Origin of the sequence: Rhizobium favelukesii, assembly GCF_000577275.2 — a bacterium.
Classification (GTDB): Bacteria; Pseudomonadota; Alphaproteobacteria; order Rhizobiales; family Rhizobiaceae; genus Rhizobium; species Rhizobium favelukesii.
The window spans coordinates 21,391-43,492 of the sequence record NZ_HG916854.1 but is presented as its reverse complement, the minus strand read 5'-3'; the positions used below and the strand labels follow the sequence as shown (position 1 = coordinate 43,492).

Genomic DNA, 22,102 nt, shown 5'->3' with positions numbered 1-22,102 from the left:
ATGACAACGTCGACATCAGACGTTGACAACGTCGTCATACGGGGACTATGTTCGCGGCAAGAAGGAGGGCTCAGTGCAAGGCGCAACGAGCCAAATGGGAGGTATCGATGAAGAAATTGCTTGGTGCGAGCGCACTCGCGCTTGTTTTCATGGCCGCCGCTGCCAACGCCGAAACCATCAATATCCTGGTCGAGGGCGGCGGCGAAATGTTGCAAAAGGCGGTCGCCGAGAAGTTTACTGCCGAAACAGGCATCAAGGTGAACTTCACGATCGTTCCCTATCAGGGTGTCTTTGACAAGTTCTCAGCCGAAATCGCCTCTGGCTCTTCCGCGTTCGATGTCGTGACGATCGACGTCGTGTGGAATGCGAAGTTTGCAGACCATGTCGAAGACCTCGCACCTCTTTTCACCGATGCGGTTCGTGCGGATCTGCCGCCTGTCTTGCTTGCCGATGCGAAGGTCGGTGACAAGCTGATCGGCATGCCTGCCTGGGCCAATGCCGAGATCGTGTTCTACCGCAAGGATCTATTTGAAAAGGCAGAGGAAAAGGAAGCTTTTCAGGCCAAGTATGGCTATCCTCTGGCGCCACCCAAAACCTGGCAACAGTGGCGCGACATTGCGAAATTCTTCACGCGTGACACTGACGGTGATGGAAAGACTGACTTCTGGGGCGCCGACACCATCGGCACGTTCTCAGAGGAGTGGATGACGCATGTGCTGCAGGCGGGTTCGCCAGGGGTGATCCTCGATAAGGACGGGCAAGTCATCATCGACAATGAGGCCCACAAGAAGGCACTTGAATTTTACATCGCGCCGCACTGTATTGATCATTCTGTTCCTGAAAATGTGAACGAGATCGGCTGGGGCGAGGCGCAGAACCTGTTCTACCAGGGCAAGACCGCGATGATGAAGTTTTGGGCGCACGCCTACAAGATGACGCCTCCGGATTCAAAGGTCAGTGGCAAGGTCGGCGTGGTGCCAATGCTGGCCGGTGACGCCGGAATCGCCGCTATTCCCGGCCCTTGGTACAACGTCGTTCCCTCAACATCCCAGCACAAGGACACGGCGAAAAAATTCATCTCGTTTGCCATCGCCAATAATGCCTTGGGTATCGAAGCTCCCCTCGGCCTCGCCGCGACGAATTCCGCCTATCGTAGCTATTCAGGCAAGACCGGTTATGAGCACTTCCCCCCGCTTCTTGAGACGCTGAGTGCTCCTGCCACGCAGGGCCGGCCGATCAATGAAAAATATCAAGAAATAGTCGATGAAGCTGTTTTGCCGGCTATCCAGCAGGCACTCACCTGCAAGGCAGATATCGGGGAGGTCCTGACGGAAGCCAAGGAAACGATCGAGGACATTCTCAACTAGCCTCGTACATTCCTCAACATCGTGGGGCAAAATATGCCCCACCCTTAGCTTTCGGAGACGGACATGTCGGGTGAAGACCGATTTGTACTTTGCATGCTCGCGCCCGCAGTCGCCATCCTCGGCCTGCTGGTCGCTTATCCGGTTGGGCTTCTGGTATTCGATTCGTTTTTCAAAGTCGATACGATCACGCCTCATATACGCGAATGGGTCGGCCTGCAGAACTATGTCGACGCCTTGACATCGAAACGTGTCGCAGAGAGCGCTCTGCGGACCCTTCAGTATTCGGTCTTCGCGCTGTTCTTCGAGTTTACGTTTGGCTTCTCTGCGGCGCTGCTTTTTTCGGCGCTTGCCGGTAAATCGCGGTGGCATCGCACGATCTTCGCTCTGCCGTTGATGGTTCCGCCCATTGTCGCGGGTTTGCTGTGGCGATTTCTGCTCGTCGGCAATATCGGCATTCTGAACTACGGACTCGTCCGCTTGGGTCTCATCAGCGATCCCGACGCTATCGCATGGTTGTCCAGCGAAGATATCGTCATCTATTCTGTTTCCTTTGCTGACATTTGGCTGACCACCTCCTTTGTCGCCCTTGTGTCCTATGCGGGGTTGACGAACATCCCAAAAGACCTGCTGGAGGCAGCACGGATCGACGGGGCGAATGCGCTCAAGCGCTTTTGGCATGTCACTCTTCCTCTGATGCGGCCGGTGATCGCCGTCGTCGTGATCGTGCGGGGCGTGGATGCTGCAAAGACATTCGACCTGATCTGGATACAGACACAGGGTGGTCCCAGTCATGCTTCTGAGGTGTTCTCGATGAATATCTACCAGCGCATGGTTCGGTTCGGCGATCTTGGGGAGGCGTCCGCCTCCGGAACGTTGTTTCTCATCGTGATGATGTTTTTGGCGGCGGTCGCCTATTGGAAGATTTGGAGGCCGGTACATGCATAGAGCTCCCCGCCTCAATGTCAGTGGAGTCCTGATCAACGCGGCAGCCCTCGTGTTAGTGCTATCCTACGCGCTGCCTTACATTTATCTGCTTATGACCTCCATAAAGCCGGCGGCTGATGTCCAGCAGATCCCGCCAAGCTTCTTTCCAGCTGTCGTGTCGTTCGAGAACTTTCGCGAAGTGCTGCGATCCTCAACCTTGCCGAGAGCCTTCGTCAGTTCTCTCACCGTCGCGGTGCTGACGACTGCTCTCTCACTGTCAGTGGCCGTGCCTGCTGCTTACGTTGCCACCCAGTACCGGCGCCGGATCACCACCATTTTCCTGCTTTTCGCACTGGTGACGCGCATGGTGCCGTCGGTGGCGCTTGGGGTGCCACTGTTCCAGCTTTTGAAGTCGCTGGGTCTGCTCGATACCATTCCAGGCCTGGTGCTCGCTCACACATCGGCCGCGGTACCACTGGCCCTGCTGCTCATGTCCGCCTTCTTCGAGGGCATACCGAAGGAGCTCGAAGAAGCGGCGCGCATGGATGGCTGCACACGATTCCAGGCGTTTCGAAAGATCGTCCTTCCGGTCACGACAGGGGGGATAGCGGTCACCGCGCTCTTCACCTTCATCACAAGCTGGAACGAGTTTCTCTACGCGCTGCTGTTGACGTCCGAGGCGACCAAAACGGCGCCGATCGTCATCGCCGAATACAATTCGGTCTACGGGCTTGCCTGGGGGGCGATGACCGCCGCAGCCGTCCTCTACTCGCTGCCGGTCATCATCGTAACGCTAGCACTTCAAAAACAAATCGTCGGCGGCCTAACTTTCGGCGCTGTAAAGGGATGAAGGAGGCAAAGGTATGGCCGGCATAGAACTGCGCAATATCAACAAGGTCTACGGAAACAGCTTTCACGCTCTGCACGATATGAGCTTCGACATCAGGGATGGCGAGTTCATGGTGTTCGTCGGTCCGTCAGGATGTGGAAAGTCGACGGCGCTGAGGACGATCGCTGGCCTGGAGAGCATTACTAGCGGTGAACTCAGGATCGGTGACAGGTTAGTCAACGATGTCGATCCCAAGGATCGCGACATCGCCATGGTCTTCCAGTCCTATGCGCTCTACCCGCACAAGACAGTGCGGCAGAACATTGCCTTTCCCTTGCTGATGGCAGGCCTGCCGAAGACCCAGATTGCCAGCCGCGTAGACGAAGCCGCGCGCATCCTCGAACTGACGACTTTGCTCGACCGCAGGCCGGCATTCCTTTCAGGAGGCCAGCGTCAGCGTGTCGCCATGGGACGAGCGATCGTCCGCAAACCAGCGGCCTTCCTGATGGACGAACCGTTGTCGAACCTCGATGCCAAGCTGCGCGTGCAGATGCGCGCCGAGATCGCCAGCCTCCAAAGAAAACTGAATGTCACTACGATTTACGTGACCCACGACCAGGTCGAGGCGATGACGATGGGTGACCGCGTAGCTGTCATGAAAGGCGGCGTGCTGCAGCAAGTCGACACGCCGCAAAACCTGTACAATCGCCCTGACAATGTCTTTGTCGCCGCCTTTATCGGATCGCCCTCGATGAACTTGTACGAGGCCGTTCTGAATGGAAGGACGCTGACCCTGGGCAGCAACAGTTTCGAAATCCCTGACCGGGTTTTCGAATACCGCCCCTCGCTCAATGGTGCGTCTAACCGGCAGGTCATTGTCGGTATCCGGCCCGAGCACATGAACGACGCCGCAGTCCGGCCTTCTTCGGCCGAGATCTCGGCCCCGGTCACTCTTGTTGAGGCGCTAGGTTCTGAATCCATGGTGCATCTGAATATCGACGCACCCTGGGTGGATGCTGGCGACCCGGACGCCGTCGCCGACATCGGCGACGAAAAGGCTGCTGTAGCCCGCTTTTCCCCAAAGAGCACCGTACGCGCAGGTGACATCGCGCGCATCGCTGTCGATGCCGACGAACTCCATTTCTTTCAACCCGACAGCCGCACCAGCATCTGGTGATGGTTCGCGGGCTTTTGTTCCAAACTCGAACGAGAGAGCCGGTTGCACGCATATCCCAGGCGGCTTTCGCACGACAAGCCAATCAAGAACATCGGTCGCTCTCGCTGTGGAGCAGGAAATGGCCGAGGAAAGATGAACAATGGCAAGTGAAAACTTTTACGACGTAACATGCTATCACGCAGGAAACCCCTATGAGGATATCGGATCGGTCATCAACAGCATCATTGCGGATATTAAGAGCAGGCAAACGGTTCCCGACCTGAATGGCGGCGGAAAGCCTGGAGCAGTGATCTATATACCGCCAGGCGATTATCGTCTTGTCACTCAAGTCGTTATAGACGTGAGCTATCTGAAGATTGCAGGCTCGGGACATGGTTTTACGTCGTCGAGCATCCGTTTCAACACACCCGCAGACGAGCTGGCACAGTGGCGCGAAGTGTGGCCGGGCGGAAGTCGCATACGTGTAGACATTTCTCCAGAGGCCACCGACGGTGAGGCTGCTGGAGCCGCGTTTTACGTTAAGCGCACCGGAAATCCTCGTATAAGCTCCGTGGAGTTTGCTGACTTTTGCATCGATGGCCTGCACTTCATTGACGATGGTTCGGGGCAGAATGATGCAGAGAATACATACAAGAATGGCAAAACGGGAATCTATGTAGGCAGCGCCAATGACTCATTTCGAATAACGGGGATGGGGCTTATCTATCTGGAGCATGGTGTTACTGTCCATGATGCAGATGCGCTGGCGATAGACAACAATTTCATTGCAGAGTGCGGCAATTGTATCGAATTGAAAGGTATGGGGCAGGCCTCAAGAATAGCAAATAATTTTGTCGGAGCCGGATATAGGGGACACTCCATTTACGCTGAGAATTATGGGGGCATTCTCGTATCCTCAAACAACGTATTCCCTCGAGGCGCCAGCAGCATCTATTTTTCCGGCGTGGTGCGTTCCTCGATCACAGGAAATAGATTCCATTCCTTCTACCCCGGAATGCTGGTTTTTGCTGCGAACTCCTGCGAGAACCTTGTTTCCTCAAATCACTTCTTGCGAGATCGCGAGCCATGGGCACCCATGCAGAAGTACGATAACGGTCTGGATGATCTGTTCGGACTTTTGCACATTGATGGCAGCAACAATTCGTTCATCGCCAACCACATTTCAGAGACGATCGATACTCAATATATCAAGCCTCTCGGCGTAAAGCCCGTGATCGTCCACGTGGTTGCCGGCAACGGCAACTACATAGCCAATAATCACATCGTGGCCACAACCGAAATGTCGCACATCAATGATGCAGCAAACAGTGCCTGTTTTTCGACACAGGTAGGCGCATTGCTGTCAACGAACAATTTGAAGACGCTCGAAGTAACTGCAGTGCTGGTGCAAAGGGGTTCGGTGCGGAATACAGTCTTGGATTCAGGCAGTGACGACCAGGTCGAGATGGACAGAACAATGAATGCATTCAGGGGTACTCCGGTTCCTCGGCAATAGATAGTCGGCAAAGTTTCAAAGCGGACCGAGCGTAGCTAGAGCGTCTGTCAAAATTCAGTGACTATTCGGAGTGGTGTTCATGACGAACCAAATGGAAAACGGGAAGACGGCCCGTTGAAGCAAAACCTATTCCTACCCTCGGGGTACCGCTTGGAATTTTGGGCCGCGGGCGACGGCTTTCTTCGTATCAACATTGATGGGAAAACGGTTTGGCAGATTCCGTCATTTGCCATCCATCCGGAGTTTTTCAAGTATCACCACAGGGAAGCTTGCGAGGTCACCATTGTCACCAATGCGCCGGACGCAGTTCTTTGGGCCTATGGGTATCAGCCTCAAACCGTGAACGAGACCGGTATAACGGTGTTTGAATTTTCGGACAGAGGGATCCTTCAACGCACGGGTGCGGAAATTGAAAATTGGCTTCGGTCCGATCCGGATCGTCCTGCGCTTCATTTCTCGCCAATCCGTCATTGGATGAACGACCCCGTAGGTCTCTGCAAGATCGGCGATACCTGGCATATGTTCTACCAGTTCCATCCGAGCGGCAGTGGTTGGGGACCGATGCATTGGGGACATGCGACCAGCCGCGATCTGGTCAATTGGCTTCACATGCCGGTATTTCTGCATCCAGAACAGAACCTGTGGCGGCTCGGCGCCACAGGAGGCGCATTCTCCGGTAACGCCTTTCGGGATCGAGATGGAAGCTTGATGTTCTTTTACACCGAGCGCCTGCCCGCTTATGACCTTTTCAAGGGGTATCGGGAAATTCAGAAATTAGCGCGCCCAGATCGGCGGATGATCAAGGCGGAAGGGATTGTGACGGTTTTGGAGCAGCGTCCCGACGGGGTCGAGCACGATTTCCGCGATCCAAAGGTTTGGTGGGACGACGCAGCCAACGCCTATCGTATGGTCCTCGGCGCATCAATGGAGGGCGATCCCGCAGTGTTGTTGTTCGGCTCCGGCGACGGCCTCGAATGGCAATATCTCAGGCCGCTCTACCGCGCGCCGGTTAACTTCCGCCAAGAAGGTGCGCGTGCAGTGGAATGCCCGGATTTCTTCCGGCTGGAGGATAAGTGGGTTCTGGTGATGGGCTTTGTTGGCCATGTCGAACCACGAACACGGCGCCACAATCTCCTTTATGCCCTGATCGGCGAGTTTGTCGACGACTGCTTCGTACCCGACACGCCGGAACTGCAATTGCTGGATTTCGGGACTGACTATTACGCGATGCAGAGTGTCGAGTCAGACGGACGTCAGATCGCGTTTGCCTGGCTTTTCAACTGGGAATACCGCAAGCCTGAGGGTTCATCCTATTCTGGCGAGATGTCCCTGCCCCGTGTTCTAAGCCTGAGTGAAGACAGGAAGAGGCTGCGCATGCTGCCGGCGATGGAGGTCGACGAGCACCTTGTCGCCGATCTTATCGTCGAGGACAAAAGCGGCACATTCTCGCTACCGAAGGGTCCCATTGAAATAAGGCTTTCCGGAGCCTTGGAGGGCAGCAAGCTTGTCGCGACGCAGGGCGGCGAACTTGCTTTCGAGGTGAGCGTCGCCGACGGTATCCTGTCGATCCGGCTCGCCCAGGACGACGGCTCGATCCAATACGTGGCGGAGCTTGGCTGCGGGAAAGACCTTCGTCTGTTTCATGACCGCGGAATTGTCGAGATTTTTGCAGACGGTGGAAGTGTTTGCGGAACGCGCCGCGGCTACGCGAATATCGAGCCCGATCACCTGGACATCTCATCGTCCGCTTCAGCGCAGGTACTGGAAAGGTATTCGAAATGATCCTCTGCGGCGGCGAGGCTCTGATTGACATGATTCCGGCATCGACGGAAGCAGGGGATTCATACCTCATGCCGGCGGCGCCGTCTTCAACACTGCAATTGCTTTGGGACGACTTGGGACACGAACCGGCATGTTGGCCGGCCTGTCGAATGATCTGTTCGGAGAGCAACTTATCTCCGCGCTTCGGGAAAGCCGGGTCGACACATCGCATGTGATGGTATCTGGCCGGCCAACGACGCTTGCCTTCGTCAACCTCGAAGGAGGCCAAGGGAGTTACTGCTTCTTCGACGAAAATTCGGCGGGACGACAGCTTGGTCCCGATGATCTGACGGTGCTCTCGCCTTCGGAGGCACAGTCACGGTGCGGTTGCGGGCGACAATGTCGTCGTGAGTCAGGCTGTCGCCCCCTTCCATGAACCCCTTGATCAGAGTCTCGCGGTTATCCGCCGAGCGGTTGGCGTCTGCTTTTTCGAGAGCCGTTTTCAACTCATCGGCCGTCAGTTCCGTGCAATAAGCAGGTGTGCCTGGCTGCTGTCGCCATGATGTCGCAAGGCCCCCAGCGTCGAACGCGTCGAAGCCAGTCGCCTCTACCAGTTCCATGAGGCGCGACTTCTTTTCGGGATCATCGCCTGCTACCGGAAGGGCGATGCGACCGGGCTGCGTCTTGTCGAGGCCCCTTTCCGCAGGGTCGCGGCAAGCACCGCGTTCCAGGCTTTGATGATGGGTCGTTTGATCTGCTCGGTGACCCAGACCGCTTCCGGTTTGCCACCATCGACGTCGCTGATCGCTCCGTCCCGAAACGGGATATACTGCGCTTTCGGCCTGATGGATAGCGACGATGATATAGTAGAAGCCTATACCGCAGCCATCACGCCGCAGACCCGCATCCTTCAACTGACCCACACGTACCACTGGAATGGACGTGTCCTTCCCGTCAAACGACTTTGCGAGATAGCGCGGGAGCGCAAAATCATAACGATTGTCGATGGCGCACAGACATTTGCTCAAATGCCAGTCAGCTTTCGCGAACTCGATTGCGACTTCTTCATCACCAGCTTTCACAAATGGCTTGGCGCACCAGTCGGCAACGGCATGTTAATTGTCAACGAACGCCAGATCGACCGGACTTGGCCTTTGCTGGCGCCTTTTGACCAACCAGCCGATGATGGTCGAGTAGCTATGCCATTCGGCTTCGCCCTCACAGATCCGGGCGGGCGGATTTCCCGCACCCGGCTCTTCCCGAGAGTAACCCGCGTCATCTCCTGGCCTGCGCCCAAGTTCGAGTAATACGTGGGACTGGCAGCGCGAAGCGTGCGGTCAGGATTTCAAACTCCAACCAACTCATTCGCCGGCTTTTCTGACTTCGCCGCCTCAGGCAGCGGAACCATATGCGGCGTGTTTGCTTATAGAACCCGTTGAGCGCTGGATAGTTATGCGGCCTGCCGTAGTAGCCGTAGTGTCCACGCAGCACAGCGGCAAGCCACTTGTGCTGGGTAGCCAACGCCATGTGCATGTGCCGCCATGCTCCCTCGCGCAACGCCTTCAGCTTTCGCGTCAGGCGTTTCCCTTCCGTCTTGTGCTTCACGATAAACCTGCCATCACGGGTCACTCCACAATAGTGAATGAAGCCCAGGAAGGCGAAGGTCTCGGGCTTTCGCTCGCCACGCCGTTGCCGAGTCAAAGCCGCGAACCGGCCAAACTCGATCAGCCGCGTCTTGCCTTCGTGAAGCGCCAGGCCAAAACTGCCTAGTCGCTCCTTGAGGGCCAGAAGCATTTCCTGCGCATCATCCTTGTTCTCGAAGCCCATGACGAAGTCGTCGGCATAGCGCACGATCACAATTCGGCCGCGTGCATAGCGTCGACGCCATTGATGAACCCACAGGTCGAGGATGTAGTGCAGGAAGATGTTGGCGAGGAGCGGACTAATGCCAGCTCCTTGCGGGGTACCCTTGTCAGTCTCATACGTCTCGCCGCTCTCAAGGATTCCCGCCCGCAGCCACAGCTTGATAAGCTGGAGGATACGGGGATCGGCTATCCTGTGCGCCACCATCTGCAGCAGCCACTCGTGGTCAACCGAGTCAAAGAAGCTGCGGATGTCGGCATCGAGCACCCAATTCACGCGCTGGCTCATGATCGCTGTATGCAATGCATCCAGTGCCATGTGCGGGTTACGCCCTGGCCTGAAGCCATAGGAGAACCCGCAAAAGTCGGCCTCATAGACGGCACTAAGCACTTCAGCGACCGCGCCCTGGACGATCTTATCCTCCAGGGCGGGCACTCCAAGTGGCCGTTTTCCGCCATCGGCTTTTGGAATGTAAACACGTCGCACCGGCTGTGGCCGGTAGCGACCCGTGTGGACCCGTTCGCAGAGATCGTGGAGATTTTGCTCCAACCTCTCCTCGTACTTCGCCACAGTCATCCCATCGACGCCTGCGCTTGCCTGCCGCTTTTGCCGTCTGAATGCACGATGAAGCGCATTCAGATCGACGTGATGCAGCAGTGCAGTGAACCGAGTTTGGGCAGCATGTCTGGCTGCCGCGTTCACCCGCTCGAGGTTTGGCATCAGGATAACCCGGCTCTGCGTCCGGACCCTGGCCTCCTCTTGCGAGATCCTCTCGGGCCGGTCCCTTCCCTCCACGCGTTTCGTTTCCTTCAACGGTTTCATTGGTACTATGAACCAGTCCGACTCCCGACCTCAGCTCGGTCAACAACTCCGGCAGTGCCTTGTTGCTGACCCCCACCAGAGACCAGTCTGGCGGACCCGGTCGGGCCTCTCATGTTCCGATAACTGCCTTCCATGCGTGATCCGGCCATCGACCCCGACGGAGCGGCATCATCTCGCGTAACGACGATACTCATGTTGCCTTCGTGTTTAGGGAACACACTCGGCCTCCGTGAACATCCACCTTTCGAGGCTCATTCCCGCACCCCGCATGGCTCCTGTCTACACTTCAGACCCCGCGTTACCGCGACGCCCGCAAGACTCGGTCCCGGCTTGCCTGCTCGGGCTTTGGCCGGATGGGACTTGCACCCACAAGCAGTTATCAGCTTGGCATGACGTACTCCCAGGAAGTGGTGTAGCAGGGTAGCGGTGGTCACCAGTGTTTTCCGGTAGGGTCGGGTTGTTGAAGACCAACCTGATGGAAAGACCACCGATGACCGACGATATGATGAACGTGCGCTCGCTTGTTGAGAAGAGTGCTGACGCCGATTTGTTGCGTGAGATGATCGGCTTTGCGGCCGAGCGGCTGATGGAGCTGGAAGTCGGCAGTGCGACCGGTGCTGGCTACGGCGAGAAGAATGCGATGCGGTTGGCGCAACGCAACGGCTACCGCGACCGGGACTGGGAGACACGCGCCGGAACGGTCGAGCTTCGCATTCCGAAGCTGCGCAAGGGCAGCTATTTCCCAAGCTTCCTCGAACCGCGTCGCATGGCGGAGAATGCCCTGACGGCGGTCATCCAAGAAGCCTACATTCAAGGGATTTCGACCCGTTCTGTCGACGATCTCGTCAAGGCGATGGGCATGAGCGGCATCTCCAAAAGCCAGGTAAGCCGCCTGTGCGAAGAGATCGACGTCAAGGTAAAGGCGTTCCTCGAAAGACCCATCGAAGGAGATTGGCCTATCTCTGGATCGATGCCACCTATCTGAAAGTCAGACGCGGCGGTCGCATCGTTTCCGTTGCGGTCATCATCGCCGTCGGCGTCAACAGTGATGGCCGGCGCGAGGTACTGGGTATGGAAGTCGGTACGTCCGAAGCCGAGCCGATCTGGACGGAGTTCCTGCGCAAGCTTACGCGCCGAGGTTTGCGCGGCGTGAAGCTCGTCGTCTCAGATGCGCATGAAGGGCTCAAGGCCGCGGTCACCAAGGTTCTCAGCGCCACATGGCAAAGATGCCGGGAAGAGGATGTGCTGGCCTACATGACGTTCCCGAAAGAGCACCGGGCAAAGCTGCACTCGACCAATCCAATCGAGCGCCTCAATGGCGAGATCAAGCGCCGCACCGAGGTTGTTGGCATCTTTCCCAACGACGAAGGCATAGTCCGTCTCGTCGGCGCATTGCTGCTCAAACAGAGCGATGAGTGGGCCGTTCAGCGGGCTAGGTACATGACACTTGAGACTATGGCGTCGATGAGCGATGATCCGCAAATCGGCCTGCCTGCAGTCGCACGCTGATATCCCCCTCCGGCTGTTGCCGGAAAGCACGGCTATTAGCCGCGAGCTACACCACTCCCTGGGACATCATCTTTTCGAAAGCAGACCTTGAGCCTGGCGGGCGCATGATCTGACGCGAAGTGGACGTTCGGTCGCCCTCGAACGCACGCGCCGACGCCCCCTTCGTAAGTCCGAAATCCTTGGTTTCAGTCCCATCATTTCAGCTATAAGGTGGGAGACATCGCCCAAAGGGGATTCAAGGCCAATGCCCCCAGAGAAGAAGGACCGTTCGCCTGTTGCGCTGGAACAGCGCGACGTAAGCGCCGACCAGCGCATGTTCTCGCCTTCTGTTGCGCGAAATTCGGCGCCGATCCTCGCGGTCCTAAAACGTGTCCTTCCAACACATGGCGCCGTGCTGGAGATTGGATGCGGGACCGGCGAGCACGCCGTGTGTTTTGCGGGAGCAATGCCCAACCTCACCTGGCAGCCGAGCGATCCGGATGCCGACGCCCGCACCTGCACGTCTAGCTGGATCAAATTCGCAGGGCTGAAGAATGTGCTGGCACCGCGGGATATTGATGTGTGCTCAGGACAATGGGGCGTCGAACAAACGGGGCATTTTGACGCCATCATGTCGATCAATATGATCCATATCGCGCCATGGGCGGCAAGCTTAGGATTGTTCGCAGGAGCTGGCCGTTTGCTTCACGCTGGTGGGCTTCTTCTTCTCTACGGTCCATTCATGCGCGACGGGGCACACAACGCCCCCTCGAACGCTGCTTTCGACGCGGCTCTAAAGGAGCGCAACCCATCCTGGGGTGTGCGTGATATCGCTGATCTTGAACAAGTGGGTGAGGCCGCTGGACTTAATCTCCGCGAGACGATTGAGATGCCTACCAACAATATGTTGCTGGTCTTCTCCAGCAGTAGTGCCTGAACGACAAGTGGGCGCGAAAGAGACGTGGGCCTATAGCAGCATTCGGCCCCTTTGCTGCCGTTCGAGGTCGATCCGAGGAACGTGCGGTATGTGCTAGAATGCGGCCCGAAGGCGGAATGCGACAGACGCGGTGCGAGGGGCGGTGTGATCGTACCGGAATTCGCGCGACCGAGAGCCGACGTTGTGCTCTTGAAAGGGGAGACGAGGACGATGCCGACACCACATCAGCCCAGTCTAATAGTTCGACAGAAATCCCCACAGAACATCGAGTTTCCGTTTGCGTCGCTCTCCGATTGGCTGATCCCAACCGAGCTGTTCTTCGTGCGAAACCATTTCCCATCGCCGGACCTCGATGCGCGAGACTGGAGATTGCGCGTTGGCGGGGCGGTGGAGCGGCCGATCGAACTTGACCTCGACAGCATCAAGGCGATGCGGAGCACGACTTTCACCGCCGTCGTCGAGTGTGCAGGGAACGGGCGCGTCTACTATGTGCCGCCGAAGGAGGGGTTGCAGTGGCAGAACGGAGCCGTCGGCAATGCCGCGTGGACAGGTGTTCTTCTGCGCGAGATTTTGGAAATGGCGGGCGTTAAGCGAACCGCACGTGAGGTTCTGCTCGCAGGCGCCGACAGCGGCGTCGTCGACACGAACAAGAAAACGGCTTCTCCCGGCCCCATCGCTTTTGCGCGCAGTTTACCGCTTGAGAAGGCCATCGCTGACAGCACGATCCTTGCCTATTCGATGAACGAGGAGCCGTTGACGCGCGATCACGGCTACCCGCTACGCGCGGTCGTGGGTGGCTGGTTCGGCATGGCTTGGGTCAAGTGGATCACGCATATCACGGTTGTGGAGCAACCGTTCCTTGGCTACTGGCAGGCGCGCGACTATTTCCGTTGGGAGCGCAGCCTCGGGGAACCCAGGCTGGTCCCCCTTGCGGAGATGGAGGTCAAAGCGCAGATCGCGCGTCCCGTACAGGGGGCGCATCTCATCGTCGGCCAACCGTACCGGATTTTCGGAGCCGCCTGGAGCGGAGAGGCTGTTATCCGGCAGGTGCAGGTCTGCACCGGAGATGGCAGGGGCTGGCGCGAGGGGAGGCTCCTCGAAACAGAACGTCCCTTTGCATGGCGCTTGTGGGAGTACATGTGGACCCCTGAAGAAGTGGGGCGATATATACTGCGATGTCGCGCGATCGATGGGGCGGGGTGCGTGCAGCCCGACCTCCAGCGTTCCGACTGCGAGAGCTACGCGGCCAATTGGATCGTTCCGGTGGAGGTTAGTGTCGTTGCCGAGCCACAGACGTACGAGGAGGAATTCGTGATCTAATCACCCGCATGGGGCGGAATGGCGGCTTGGCGCAACGCGGCCCGCGTTGTCACTGCGTCATGTCCGCTTTGCAGCAACGGCGGCCGGTGGCTCGATGACCACTATGGTGAAGGGTTTCGGGTGCCGTCAGGCGTACGAAAGCCTCTCATGCAGGAACCCGCGGTCGGCATTCCGTGAGCTATGGGGTTTTGTGTATCGGATCTTCCGGCGGGCCGCTGCTCGCAGCGTCGCTTGTCGGTCCCAGCGGGTGAAGATTGGTGTTTTCGGGTGTGACGGCCGAGAGTTTCGTGGTGATTGGGAGAGCGTTTGGCCGGTTGGAAGCCAGCGCCATTCGGACTGGCGCAGGCCCTCCCGTTGGCCGGCTCTGTTTTGAGTGGACCATATGAATGGATCTGCCATGCCGGGTCATGACGCACTCTCCCGGTTCGTTGTTGCCTTATCTGGCGGTCCGCGCGGTTGCCGCCAGCGTTCGAACACCTTGACGACGATCATACGTCCGCCGCAGCATGGGCATGGCGGGCGGATATCGTTCGGCTCATCGGTTGCGTCGTCAGCGGGCGGCGGGACAGCGTTCAGGAGTTCGCGGGCGCGAGCGATGCTGATCTTTCGGGAGCTGCCGGCGAGCAGACCGTAATGCCGGATGCGGTGGAACCCGCGCGGCAGGACATGGAGCAGGAAGCGGCGAATGAACTCGACGGTCGCGAGCGTCATGATTTGCTGCCGGTCGCGGCCGTCGCGGCGGTAGTCCTTGTAGCGGAAGATGACACCGGTCTCGTCGAACGAGATCAGACGACTGTTCGAGATGGCAACCCGGTGCGTATATCGTGACAGATAGGCAAGAACCGCCTCAGGTCCCGCGAAGGGCGGCTTGGCATAAACGACCCAACGCTTCTTTCGCACCGGCGACAGGTACCGTACGAATGCCCGACGGTCAGTGAGATGCGCAGCCGAACCGAAGAAGGCGAGCCGCCCGGCATCGTGGAGTTGGAGCAGTCTCGTGAGGAACAAGCGCCGGAAGAGCTTGCCTAGCACACGCACCGGCAAGAGGAATGCAGGACGTGACGATATCCAGCGTGACCCATCAAGGGAGATGCCGCCGCTTGGCACGATCATGTGAACATGGGGATGATGGGTCATGGCCGATCCCCATGTGTGCAGCACGGCGGTCATGCCGATGCGCGCGCCGAGATGCTTCGGATCGGCGGCGATTGTCAGCATCGTTTCCGATGCGGCCTTGAACAGAAGGTCGTAGACGAGCGCCTTGTTGTAGAAGGCGATCGCGGCGATCTCGGCAGGCAGCGTGAAGACGACATGGAAGTATCCGACCGGCAAGAGATCAGCCTCGCGCTCGGCGAGCCATGTGCGTGCGGCGGCGCCCTGGCACTTCGGGCAATGCCGGTTCCGGCAGGAATTGTAGGCAATGCGCCACTCTCCGCAATCCTCGCAGGCCTCGACATGGCCGCCCAATGCAGCGGTGCGGCAGTGCTCGACCGCCGACATCACCTTGAACTGGGCCAAGCTGAGGTGTCCCCCATGGGCTTTCCGATAGGTCGGCCCGGCAACACGGAAGATATCGGCGACCTCAATCGAGGTGCGCATGGCTCAGCCGTCGGGCGTTTTGCCTTCCATCAGCGCCATCAGCCGGTCGAGGGGCCCTGCGACCGCGTGAATAGTCCGGGTGGAGACCTTCGCATAGAGCGCGGTCGTCTCCAGCTTGCTATGTCCGAGCAGAACCTGGATGACGCGGATATCGGTGCCATCCTCCAGAAGGTGGGTGGCAAAGCTGTGCCGTAGGGTATGCGGGCTGACGCGCTTGTGGATGCCGGCGACCTCCGCAGCTTCCTGAACCGCGCGATGCAGTTGCCGCGACGAGATCGGGTCGGTGCGACTGCGCCCCGGAAACAGCCAGCCATGAGGCAGCATCACGCCGCGCCGCTTTCCTTCGCGCCACCACAGTCGCAGCAGTTCAAGGAGTTGCGGAGAAAGCAGGGCATTGCGATCCTTGCGTCCCTTGCCTTGTTCAACGCGGATCAGCATGCGCGTCGAGTCGATGTCATCGACCTTGAGATGCGCGACCTCGGAGACGCGCAAGCCCGCGCCATAGGCCACGCCAAGCGCCGCTTTGTATTTGATGCCTGGCGCCGCCTCGAGCAACCGCGCAGCTTCCTCCATGCTCAGCACATCGGGTAGCTTGCGTGGATTGCGGGTTATCACCAGCGCTCGCGCCAGATCCCGCCGCTTTAGCGTCACCGCAAACAGAAAGCGTAGCGCCGAAACCGTGCCGTTGATCGTGGCCGGACCCACACCGTTCTCATGCTGATACAACTGGAAATGTCGTATGTCCTCGACCATTGCGGTGTCAGGGGTACGCCCAAGAAACGTGGCGAAGCGCCGGACATGACGGATGTAGTCCTGCTGAGTGTGGGATCCCAACCCTCGCATCACCATGTCTTCCTGCATGCGCTGGCGAAGCGGGGTGGTCGGGGCATCATTGGAGAAGCTGGCCATTGAACGTTCCTCTCGTTGAAGGGAACTCAATGGTCAGGCAACACCAACAGCCTGCCCAGAACTTCAGATAATCACACCAACCTCACCGCGCACGCCCCTCCCGCGAAGCGGGTTCGTGCATGATGGCGCAGTGCTGCCGTTCACAGACCTAAGGGTGGACGTCGCTCTCGGTCAAGAGTGCCGTTCGTCCACGAGACTGTGCACGGCTCGTTTCCATCGCATCGCTTGCATTTACCGGGGCGTCCACACACGTTCAACTGGATCCGCCAGCGCTGATCAGGCCCTGGGGATTGGAATAGTTTTGCCGCTGGGCTGTCGTCGCTCAGGCGGATTTCATGACCGCCCCCTCGATGACGACGCCGGCGCTTACATATTTCCATAGCGCCACCAGCAGCTTGCGGGCGAGCGCCACGATCATCGACTTTTTGAAGCGTCCGCCATTGCGTGCGACGCGTTCCTTAAACCAGCACGAGAGCATTGAACCCGGTTGGTAGCGCAGCCATAACCACGCAAGCTCGACCATCGCCGTTCGCAGCCGTGGATTACCCGCTTTTGAGACGCCCAGGCGACCGCAATTGCAATCGAGCCGAATCAATAACTCTGGTTGCGTCTAGCGGAGGATGCTAGTCAGGACAGCCGAGAGCTCTGAATATAAAACGGATCTGGTCACGCAAGCCCGCCTCGGTATGTTCACCGCTTTGGACTCCCTGCTCGACGAGAATGGGGTGGTAGAACGGCATGAAGGCGTTCATTATACTTCGGGCGGCTTGCGCGGCATCTTCAACACCAAACTCGTGTGCGGCCATCCCTTCGCGAACAATCGTCTCGATGATCACCACGATCTGGTCACTATGGGCTCTGATGATTGCCCAGTTCTCCTCCGTTGCTGCGACGATCAGATCGTGGACCGGCTTCTCTTTGATGAACGTCGTTTTTCTTTTCTGGTGGAGGATATTCAAAAGATCTACGAGCTTCTCGTGAGCCGGCGCCTGCATCCGGGCGATCGCATCTGCGCGCCGAGCAGTTTCCGCGAAGAAGCGGCCACAGATCGACCTGTTGATTGCCGCCCTCGAGGGAAAAAAACGGTAGATATTGGCGCTGCTCATTCCGAGACAGGATGCAATGTCGGCCACCGAGGTCTTTTGGTAACCGATGCGGCGAAAGTGCTCTTCCGCCACATCCAGAATCCGCTCCCGAAAGAGGTCGACGTCAATCTCTATACGGGTACGGCGGCTCATGGCGTCTCCAGCGCGAAGTTTCTAACCAACTGGCGTTCCTAGACACCTCCGATTTTTGCCGGTGGTCCGCTTCTCTGACGCACATCGGCAGGCATGGGAAATAGCACGTGAGAAACCGGCGCGACGTCTTGAACACGAAACGCTACTCAGCGGCCATCGCCCTCGGTGGCTCCAGCTCATCAATCGTTTCTCCATGTCTCTCCTCTCTCGTTGGCTTGATCCGAAACCACACAGCGTAAAGCGCTGGCAGAAAGAGCAGGATCATCACTGTGCCCGCTGCCGTTCCGCCAATCAGTGTGTATGCCATCGACCCCCAGAACACCGAATGCGTTAAGGGTATGAATGCGAGAATGGCTGCCAGCGCAGTCAGGATCACGGGTCGTGTCCGCTGCACCGTCGCTTCAATAACGGCATGATAGTCGTCGAGGCCAGCCGCCTTGTTTTCCTTGATTTGCTCAGTCAGGATCAGCGTGTTGCGCATGAGGATACCGGCCAATCCTATCAGTCCGAGAATGGCGTTGAAGCCGAAAGGCTGATTGAACAGGAACAGGGTCGGGACGACTCCGGCAAGTCCGAGGGGCGCGGTTAACATCACCATCGTCATCGTCGACAGGCTGCGCACCTGGAGGATAATGACAATCAACATGGCCGCGATCATCAGCGGAAAAACCTGAACAAGTGCGACATTGGCCTTGAGCGACTCCTCGATATTGCCGCCCATCTCGATGCGATATCCAACCGGAAGCGATGCGATGAGCGGCTGAAGTGCCTTCATGACCTGCTGGGAAACTTCCGGGGGTTGCGTCGACTCGTTGATATCGGAGCGTATCGTGATCACCGGCGTGCGGTCACGGCGCTTCAGGATTGGCTCCTCGAACCGGATCTCCGAATGCCCGATCTGATCGAGGGGGACCTGACGGCCATCCCTGCTCATGAGCGAGAAATCGCTCAGCCGTGACGGATCAAGTCGGTTATCACCTGCGCTGCGTGCGACAACGGGGACGTTGCGGATGTTGTCGCGCACCTGTGTGACCGGAATGCCGCTGAGCAGCAACTGCATCTGCTGGGCTGCCTCCGAGGGTGAGAGACCGATCAGATTGAGCCGGTCCTGATCCGGAACAAACCGCAGCACAGGGGTTCGGTTGCCCCAATCCCGGTTGGCCTGTCGTACATCGGGTACACTTTTCATAATTGCCAGGGCTTGCTCGGAAATCTTGTACAACTCATCCTGATCCGGTCCCATGATCCGAAACTCGACCGGAAACGGCGTGTAGGGGCCAAATACAAGCTGCGTTACACGGACAGATGCTTCAGGAACGATCCCTTCCGAAATGGCGGCGCGAAGGCGGTGCTTCAAATCCTCGCGTGCATGGGCATCGGGCGTCAGCACAACGACCTTGGCGAAAGCAGGATCGGGAAGTTCCGGCGCCATGGCAAAGAAGAAGCGGGGAGCGCCCTGCCCTACATAGCTGGTTACGATTTTCGCTTCCGGCTGCGTTTGCAGCCAGGCTTCGACTTTCTCTACTGCGGCTGTCGTGGTTTCGATGCTCGTACCTTCGGGCATACGAACTTCGACCAGCACCTCGGGCCGATCCGATGTCGGGAAGAACTGTTGTTTTACGCTTCCCATCCCGACGACCGAAACAGCCATCGTGATGCCGACCACAGCGCAAGTCACGAACTTGTGGCGAACCGCAAACTTGATGATGGAGCGCAGGCGCCGGTAGTTCGGCGTATCATAGATGGCGTGGTGTCCGCCTTCGACCGGTTTGATGTTCGGCAGCATTTTTACACCGAGGTATGGCGTAAAGGTCACCGCGATGATCCAGGAGACGATCAGGGCGAACCCCACGACCCAGAAGATGTTGCCAGCGTACTCACCAGCCGTCGATCGAGCGAAGCCCACAGGCATCAGCCCGATAATCGTGACCAGCGTACCGGACAGCATCGGCGCCGCCGTATGGCTCCAGGCATAGGCGGCCGCCTTGATGCGGTCCATGCCCTCTTCCATCTTCACGACCATGACTTCGATCGCGATGATAGCATCGTCCACTAGAAGCCCCAGTGCAAGGATCAATGCGCCAAGCGTAATACGATCGAAAAACCGTCCGGTTTCCAGCATGATGAGGAAGACGACGGCGAGCGTCAGCGGCACAGCAAGCGCCACAACGATGCCGACGCGCCAGCCCAAAGCGACCAGGCTGACGAACAGCACGACGCCAAGCGCCATGGCGAACTTCAGCATGAACTCGCCGACCGCCTCGTCAATATTGACGGCCTGATCGCTGACTTTCGTGAGCGTCATGCCGAGCGGCAGTGTCTGCGCGATCGCGGCGGACCGCGCTTCAAGCGCCTTGCCGAGCTCAAGGCCATTCCAGCCCGGTTGCATCACTGCACCCAGCATGATTGTCGGCTCGCCCTCATGGCGGATGATGTAGGTTGCGGGATCCTGATAGCCGCGCCGCACATCCGCCAGATCGGAGAGCTTCAGCGTCCGGCTGGCCGCAGCGATCGGCGTGTCGGCAATCGCCTGCACACTGTTATAGGCTCCGTCGAAACGGATGAAGACCTGGGGGCCACGCGTGTCGATAGAGCCGGCCGGCGTGACCGTGTTCTGTCTTTGCAAGGCTGCGGCGATATCGGTCGCCGATATTCCGAGTGTTGCCAGTTTGGCATAGGAGAATTCGACGAAAATCTGTTCTGGGCGCTCTCCGAGAATGTTGATTTTCTTGACGCCCGGAACATGCAGGAGATCCTGACGGATGACCTCCGCCTGGCGAACGAGGTCGCGCATCGGCATCCCCTTCGCCTTCAGTGCGTAAAGTCCGAAGCTCACGTCCGAGTATTCATCATTGACAAAGGGACCCATGACACCGGGCGGAAGATTTCGGGCTTCGTCGCCGAGCTTTTTGCGAGCCTGATAGAACTCTTCTGCGACGGCGCTCGCCGGAGTATTATCCTTCAGTGTCACGGTGAGGAAGGCGTAGCCAGGCCGCGTCGTTGTTTCGACACGGTCGTACCAGGTGAGTTCCTGGATACGCTTCTCAAGCGGCTCAGCGACAAGGTCCTGCATTTCTCGCGCCGTAGCGCCCGGCCAAACCGAGGTGACCGTAAGGGTTTTGATGGTGAAGGAGGGATCCTCAGCCCGGCCCAGCTTGACGAAGGCGTAGGCTCCTGCGGCGGCCAAGAGGACTATGAAGAATAACGTGACGGCGCGTTCGCGGACAGCGATGGCGGAAAGATTGAAGCTCATTATTTCGTCACCTCTTGCTGCGAGGCAATCCTGACGGCCGCACCATCGTCGAGGAGATGCGCGCCCAGAGCAACAACCTGCTCGCCAATTCCAATTCCCGTGACAAATGCCGTTTCCTCGCCGATCTGCTGAACTTTGACCGGGGTGAACTTAACGGTGGATGTGCCGCCATCAACAGCCCACACACCCGTGCGGTTACCGTCGTCCAGGATGGAGCCTACGGGAACAGCGACCTCCAACTGCCTGTCCGCGTCCAGAATTTTAATCGTCACCGTCGAGCCGAGCGGAGCAGATGCGGCGGAGCCTTCAAGAACATAACGCGCGTCATAAGTCCGGGTCTGGGGATCGGCAGCGTCGGAAATCTGTCGCAAACGAGCTTTTCCGCTGAGACCGTCGCCTCCGTAGACACTGGCCTCCGCCACGGACCCTAGCCGGGGTCGTAAAGTCTCAGGTAGCCACACAACAGCTTCCCGCGGTCCAGCCTGCGCGAGTTGAACCACCGTCTGGCCTGCTGTCACGACTTGCCCGGGATCTCCAAGCGTATTGACGACCGTTCCATCCGAATCTGCGAGAAGAACGGAATAGGTGGCCGCATTTTCCGCAACCTTGGCGTCGGCTTCAGCCGCGGCGAGCTGTGCGGAGGCCGTATCGAGAGCCGCCTTTGCCTGTTCATAACGCTGTTGAGTGGCAGCCAATCCATTTTTCACCAGCGTCGCATATCGTTTTTCATCTGCCTGTGCTTGGGTCAGGACGGCACGCGCTGCGGTAACCGTATTGCGCTTCGCTGTCAGCGCGAGCTGGAGATCGGTTTCATCAATGCGCATCAGGGTCTGGCCTTGTCTCACTTGCTGGCCCACATCGACCATCCGCTGAACGATCTTGCCCGGGACCCGAAACCCGAGGTTGCTCTGTACGCGCGAAGCGACCGTGCCGGTAAACGAGCGCTCCGCCGTTTCCGTCTTTGTCGCTTCTGCCACCCTTACGAGTGGTGAAGCCGTCCGTGGGTCCGCAGCCTCGGCTTCCCGCTTAGGGGATTCGAAAACCAGGAAAAAGGCAGCCGCCCCCGCCGCTGCAACGAGACCCACGAAAGTCAGGACATGTTTGCGTTTCATTTTAAGTT

Annotated in this window: 15 protein-coding genes and 4 pseudogenes; 11 read left to right on the top strand and 8 right to left on the bottom strand. The window is 58.3% G+C overall.

The genetic code is table 11. The features are described 5' to 3' along the window. Window positions 1–107: 107 nt before the first annotated feature. From LPU83_RS60140 to LPU83_RS60110, 7 genes and pseudogenes are all read left to right on the top strand, one after another. Window positions 108–1,367 carry an ABC transporter substrate-binding protein gene (locus LPU83_RS60140; RefSeq protein ID WP_024318640.1) on the top strand — a complete coding sequence of 420 codons (1,260 nt, stop codon included), beginning with the start codon at window positions 108–110 and terminating at the stop codon, window positions 1,365–1,367. Window positions 1,368–1,430: 63 nt separating this feature from the next. Then, on the top strand, window positions 1,431–2,312 hold the full coding sequence (locus LPU83_RS60135; protein WP_024318639.1) for a carbohydrate ABC transporter permease: 882 nt from the start codon (window positions 1,431–1,433) through the stop codon (window positions 2,310–2,312). After that, window positions 2,305–3,141: a carbohydrate ABC transporter permease gene (locus LPU83_RS60130; RefSeq protein ID WP_024318638.1), complete on the top strand. Its 837-nt coding sequence runs from the start codon at window positions 2,305–2,307 to the stop codon at window positions 3,139–3,141. The genes LPU83_RS60135 and LPU83_RS60130 overlap by 8 nt, the downstream gene beginning before the upstream one ends. Before the next feature lie 13 nt (window positions 3,142–3,154). Further along, window positions 3,155–4,297, top strand: coding sequence for an ABC transporter ATP-binding protein (locus tag LPU83_RS60125; RefSeq protein WP_024318637.1), 1,143 nt, complete (start codon window positions 3,155–3,157; stop codon window positions 4,295–4,297). Between the two features lie 139 nt (window positions 4,298–4,436). Then, entirely contained in the window at window positions 4,437–5,792 is a 1,356-nt protein-coding gene (locus tag LPU83_RS60120) for a NosD domain-containing protein (RefSeq protein ID WP_024318636.1), read from the top strand. A gap of 114 nt (window positions 5,793–5,906) precedes the next feature. Beyond that, window positions 5,907–7,574 carry a glycoside hydrolase family protein gene (locus LPU83_RS60115; protein WP_024318635.1) on the top strand — a complete coding sequence of 556 codons (1,668 nt, stop codon included), beginning with the start codon at window positions 5,907–5,909 and terminating at the stop codon, window positions 7,572–7,574. Further along, window positions 7,571–7,917: pseudogene (locus LPU83_RS60110) on the top strand (PfkB family carbohydrate kinase); the annotation flags it as partial. The gene LPU83_RS60115 and the pseudogene LPU83_RS60110, both read left to right, overlap by 4 nt. 10 nt (window positions 7,918–7,927) lie before the next feature. Here the strand turns inward: LPU83_RS60110 and LPU83_RS75420 are convergent. Continuing rightward, window positions 7,928–8,388: pseudogene (locus LPU83_RS75420) on the bottom strand (NADPH-dependent F420 reductase); the annotation flags it as partial. On the opposite strand from LPU83_RS75420, the gene LPU83_RS74375 reads away from it, so the two are divergent. After that, window positions 8,291–8,860 (top strand): aminotransferase class V-fold PLP-dependent enzyme, encoded by a 570-nt coding sequence (locus LPU83_RS74375; protein WP_342214011.1) that lies wholly within the window; start codon window positions 8,291–8,293, stop codon window positions 8,858–8,860. The pseudogene LPU83_RS75420 and the gene LPU83_RS74375 overlap by 98 nt on opposite strands. On the opposite strand, the gene ltrA is transcribed toward LPU83_RS74375, so the two are convergent. Continuing rightward, window positions 8,829–10,238 (bottom strand): group II intron reverse transcriptase/maturase, encoded by a 1,410-nt coding sequence (ltrA, locus tag LPU83_RS60095; RefSeq protein WP_024318633.1) that lies wholly within the window; start codon window positions 10,236–10,238, stop codon window positions 8,829–8,831. The genes LPU83_RS74375 and ltrA overlap by 32 nt on opposite strands. 490 nt (window positions 10,239–10,728) lie before the next feature. Between ltrA and LPU83_RS60090 the strand changes: the two are divergent. From LPU83_RS60090 to LPU83_RS60080, 3 genes and pseudogenes are all read left to right on the top strand, one after another. After that, window positions 10,729–11,747, top strand: a pseudogene (locus LPU83_RS60090) (IS256 family transposase). Between the two features lie 244 nt (window positions 11,748–11,991). Further along, the gene (locus LPU83_RS60085) at window positions 11,992–12,663 is read left to right on the top strand and encodes a DUF938 domain-containing protein (protein WP_024318632.1); all 672 of its coding nucleotides are present in this window, start codon (window positions 11,992–11,994) and stop codon (window positions 12,661–12,663) included. A 210-nt stretch (window positions 12,664–12,873) separates the two neighbouring features. Then, the gene (locus LPU83_RS60080; protein ID WP_210363019.1) at window positions 12,874–13,983 is read left to right on the top strand and encodes a sulfite oxidase; all 1,110 of its coding nucleotides are present in this window, start codon (window positions 12,874–12,876) and stop codon (window positions 13,981–13,983) included. A gap of 405 nt (window positions 13,984–14,388) precedes the next feature. On the opposite strand, the gene LPU83_RS60075 is transcribed toward LPU83_RS60080, so the two are convergent. The 6 genes and pseudogenes from LPU83_RS60075 to LPU83_RS60050 form a co-directional block, all read right to left on the bottom strand. Continuing rightward, window positions 14,389–15,582: an IS91 family transposase gene (locus LPU83_RS60075; RefSeq protein ID WP_040680781.1), complete on the bottom strand. Its 1,194-nt coding sequence runs from the start codon at window positions 15,580–15,582 to the stop codon at window positions 14,389–14,391. A 3-nt stretch (window positions 15,583–15,585) separates the two neighbouring features. After that, window positions 15,586–16,491, bottom strand: coding sequence for a tyrosine-type recombinase/integrase (locus LPU83_RS60070; protein ID WP_040680778.1), 906 nt, complete (start codon window positions 16,489–16,491; stop codon window positions 15,586–15,588). Window positions 16,492–16,813: 322 nt separating this feature from the next. Then, a pseudogene (locus LPU83_RS60065) lies at window positions 16,814–17,053 on the bottom strand (IS110 family transposase); the annotation flags it as partial. A 61-nt stretch (window positions 17,054–17,114) separates the two neighbouring features. Further along, window positions 17,115–17,729: a TetR/AcrR family transcriptional regulator gene (locus LPU83_RS60060; RefSeq protein WP_024317829.1), complete on the bottom strand. Its 615-nt coding sequence runs from the start codon at window positions 17,727–17,729 to the stop codon at window positions 17,115–17,117. A 142-nt stretch (window positions 17,730–17,871) separates the two neighbouring features. Then, on the bottom strand, window positions 17,872–20,982 hold the full coding sequence (locus LPU83_RS60055) for an efflux RND transporter permease subunit (RefSeq protein ID WP_024317828.1): 3,111 nt from the start codon (window positions 20,980–20,982) through the stop codon (window positions 17,872–17,874). Continuing rightward, window positions 20,982–22,094: an efflux RND transporter periplasmic adaptor subunit gene (locus LPU83_RS60050; RefSeq protein WP_024317827.1), complete on the bottom strand. Its 1,113-nt coding sequence runs from the start codon at window positions 22,092–22,094 to the stop codon at window positions 20,982–20,984. Before LPU83_RS60050 ends, LPU83_RS60055 begins: the two co-directional genes overlap by 1 nt. Window positions 22,095–22,102 lie beyond the last annotated feature (8 nt).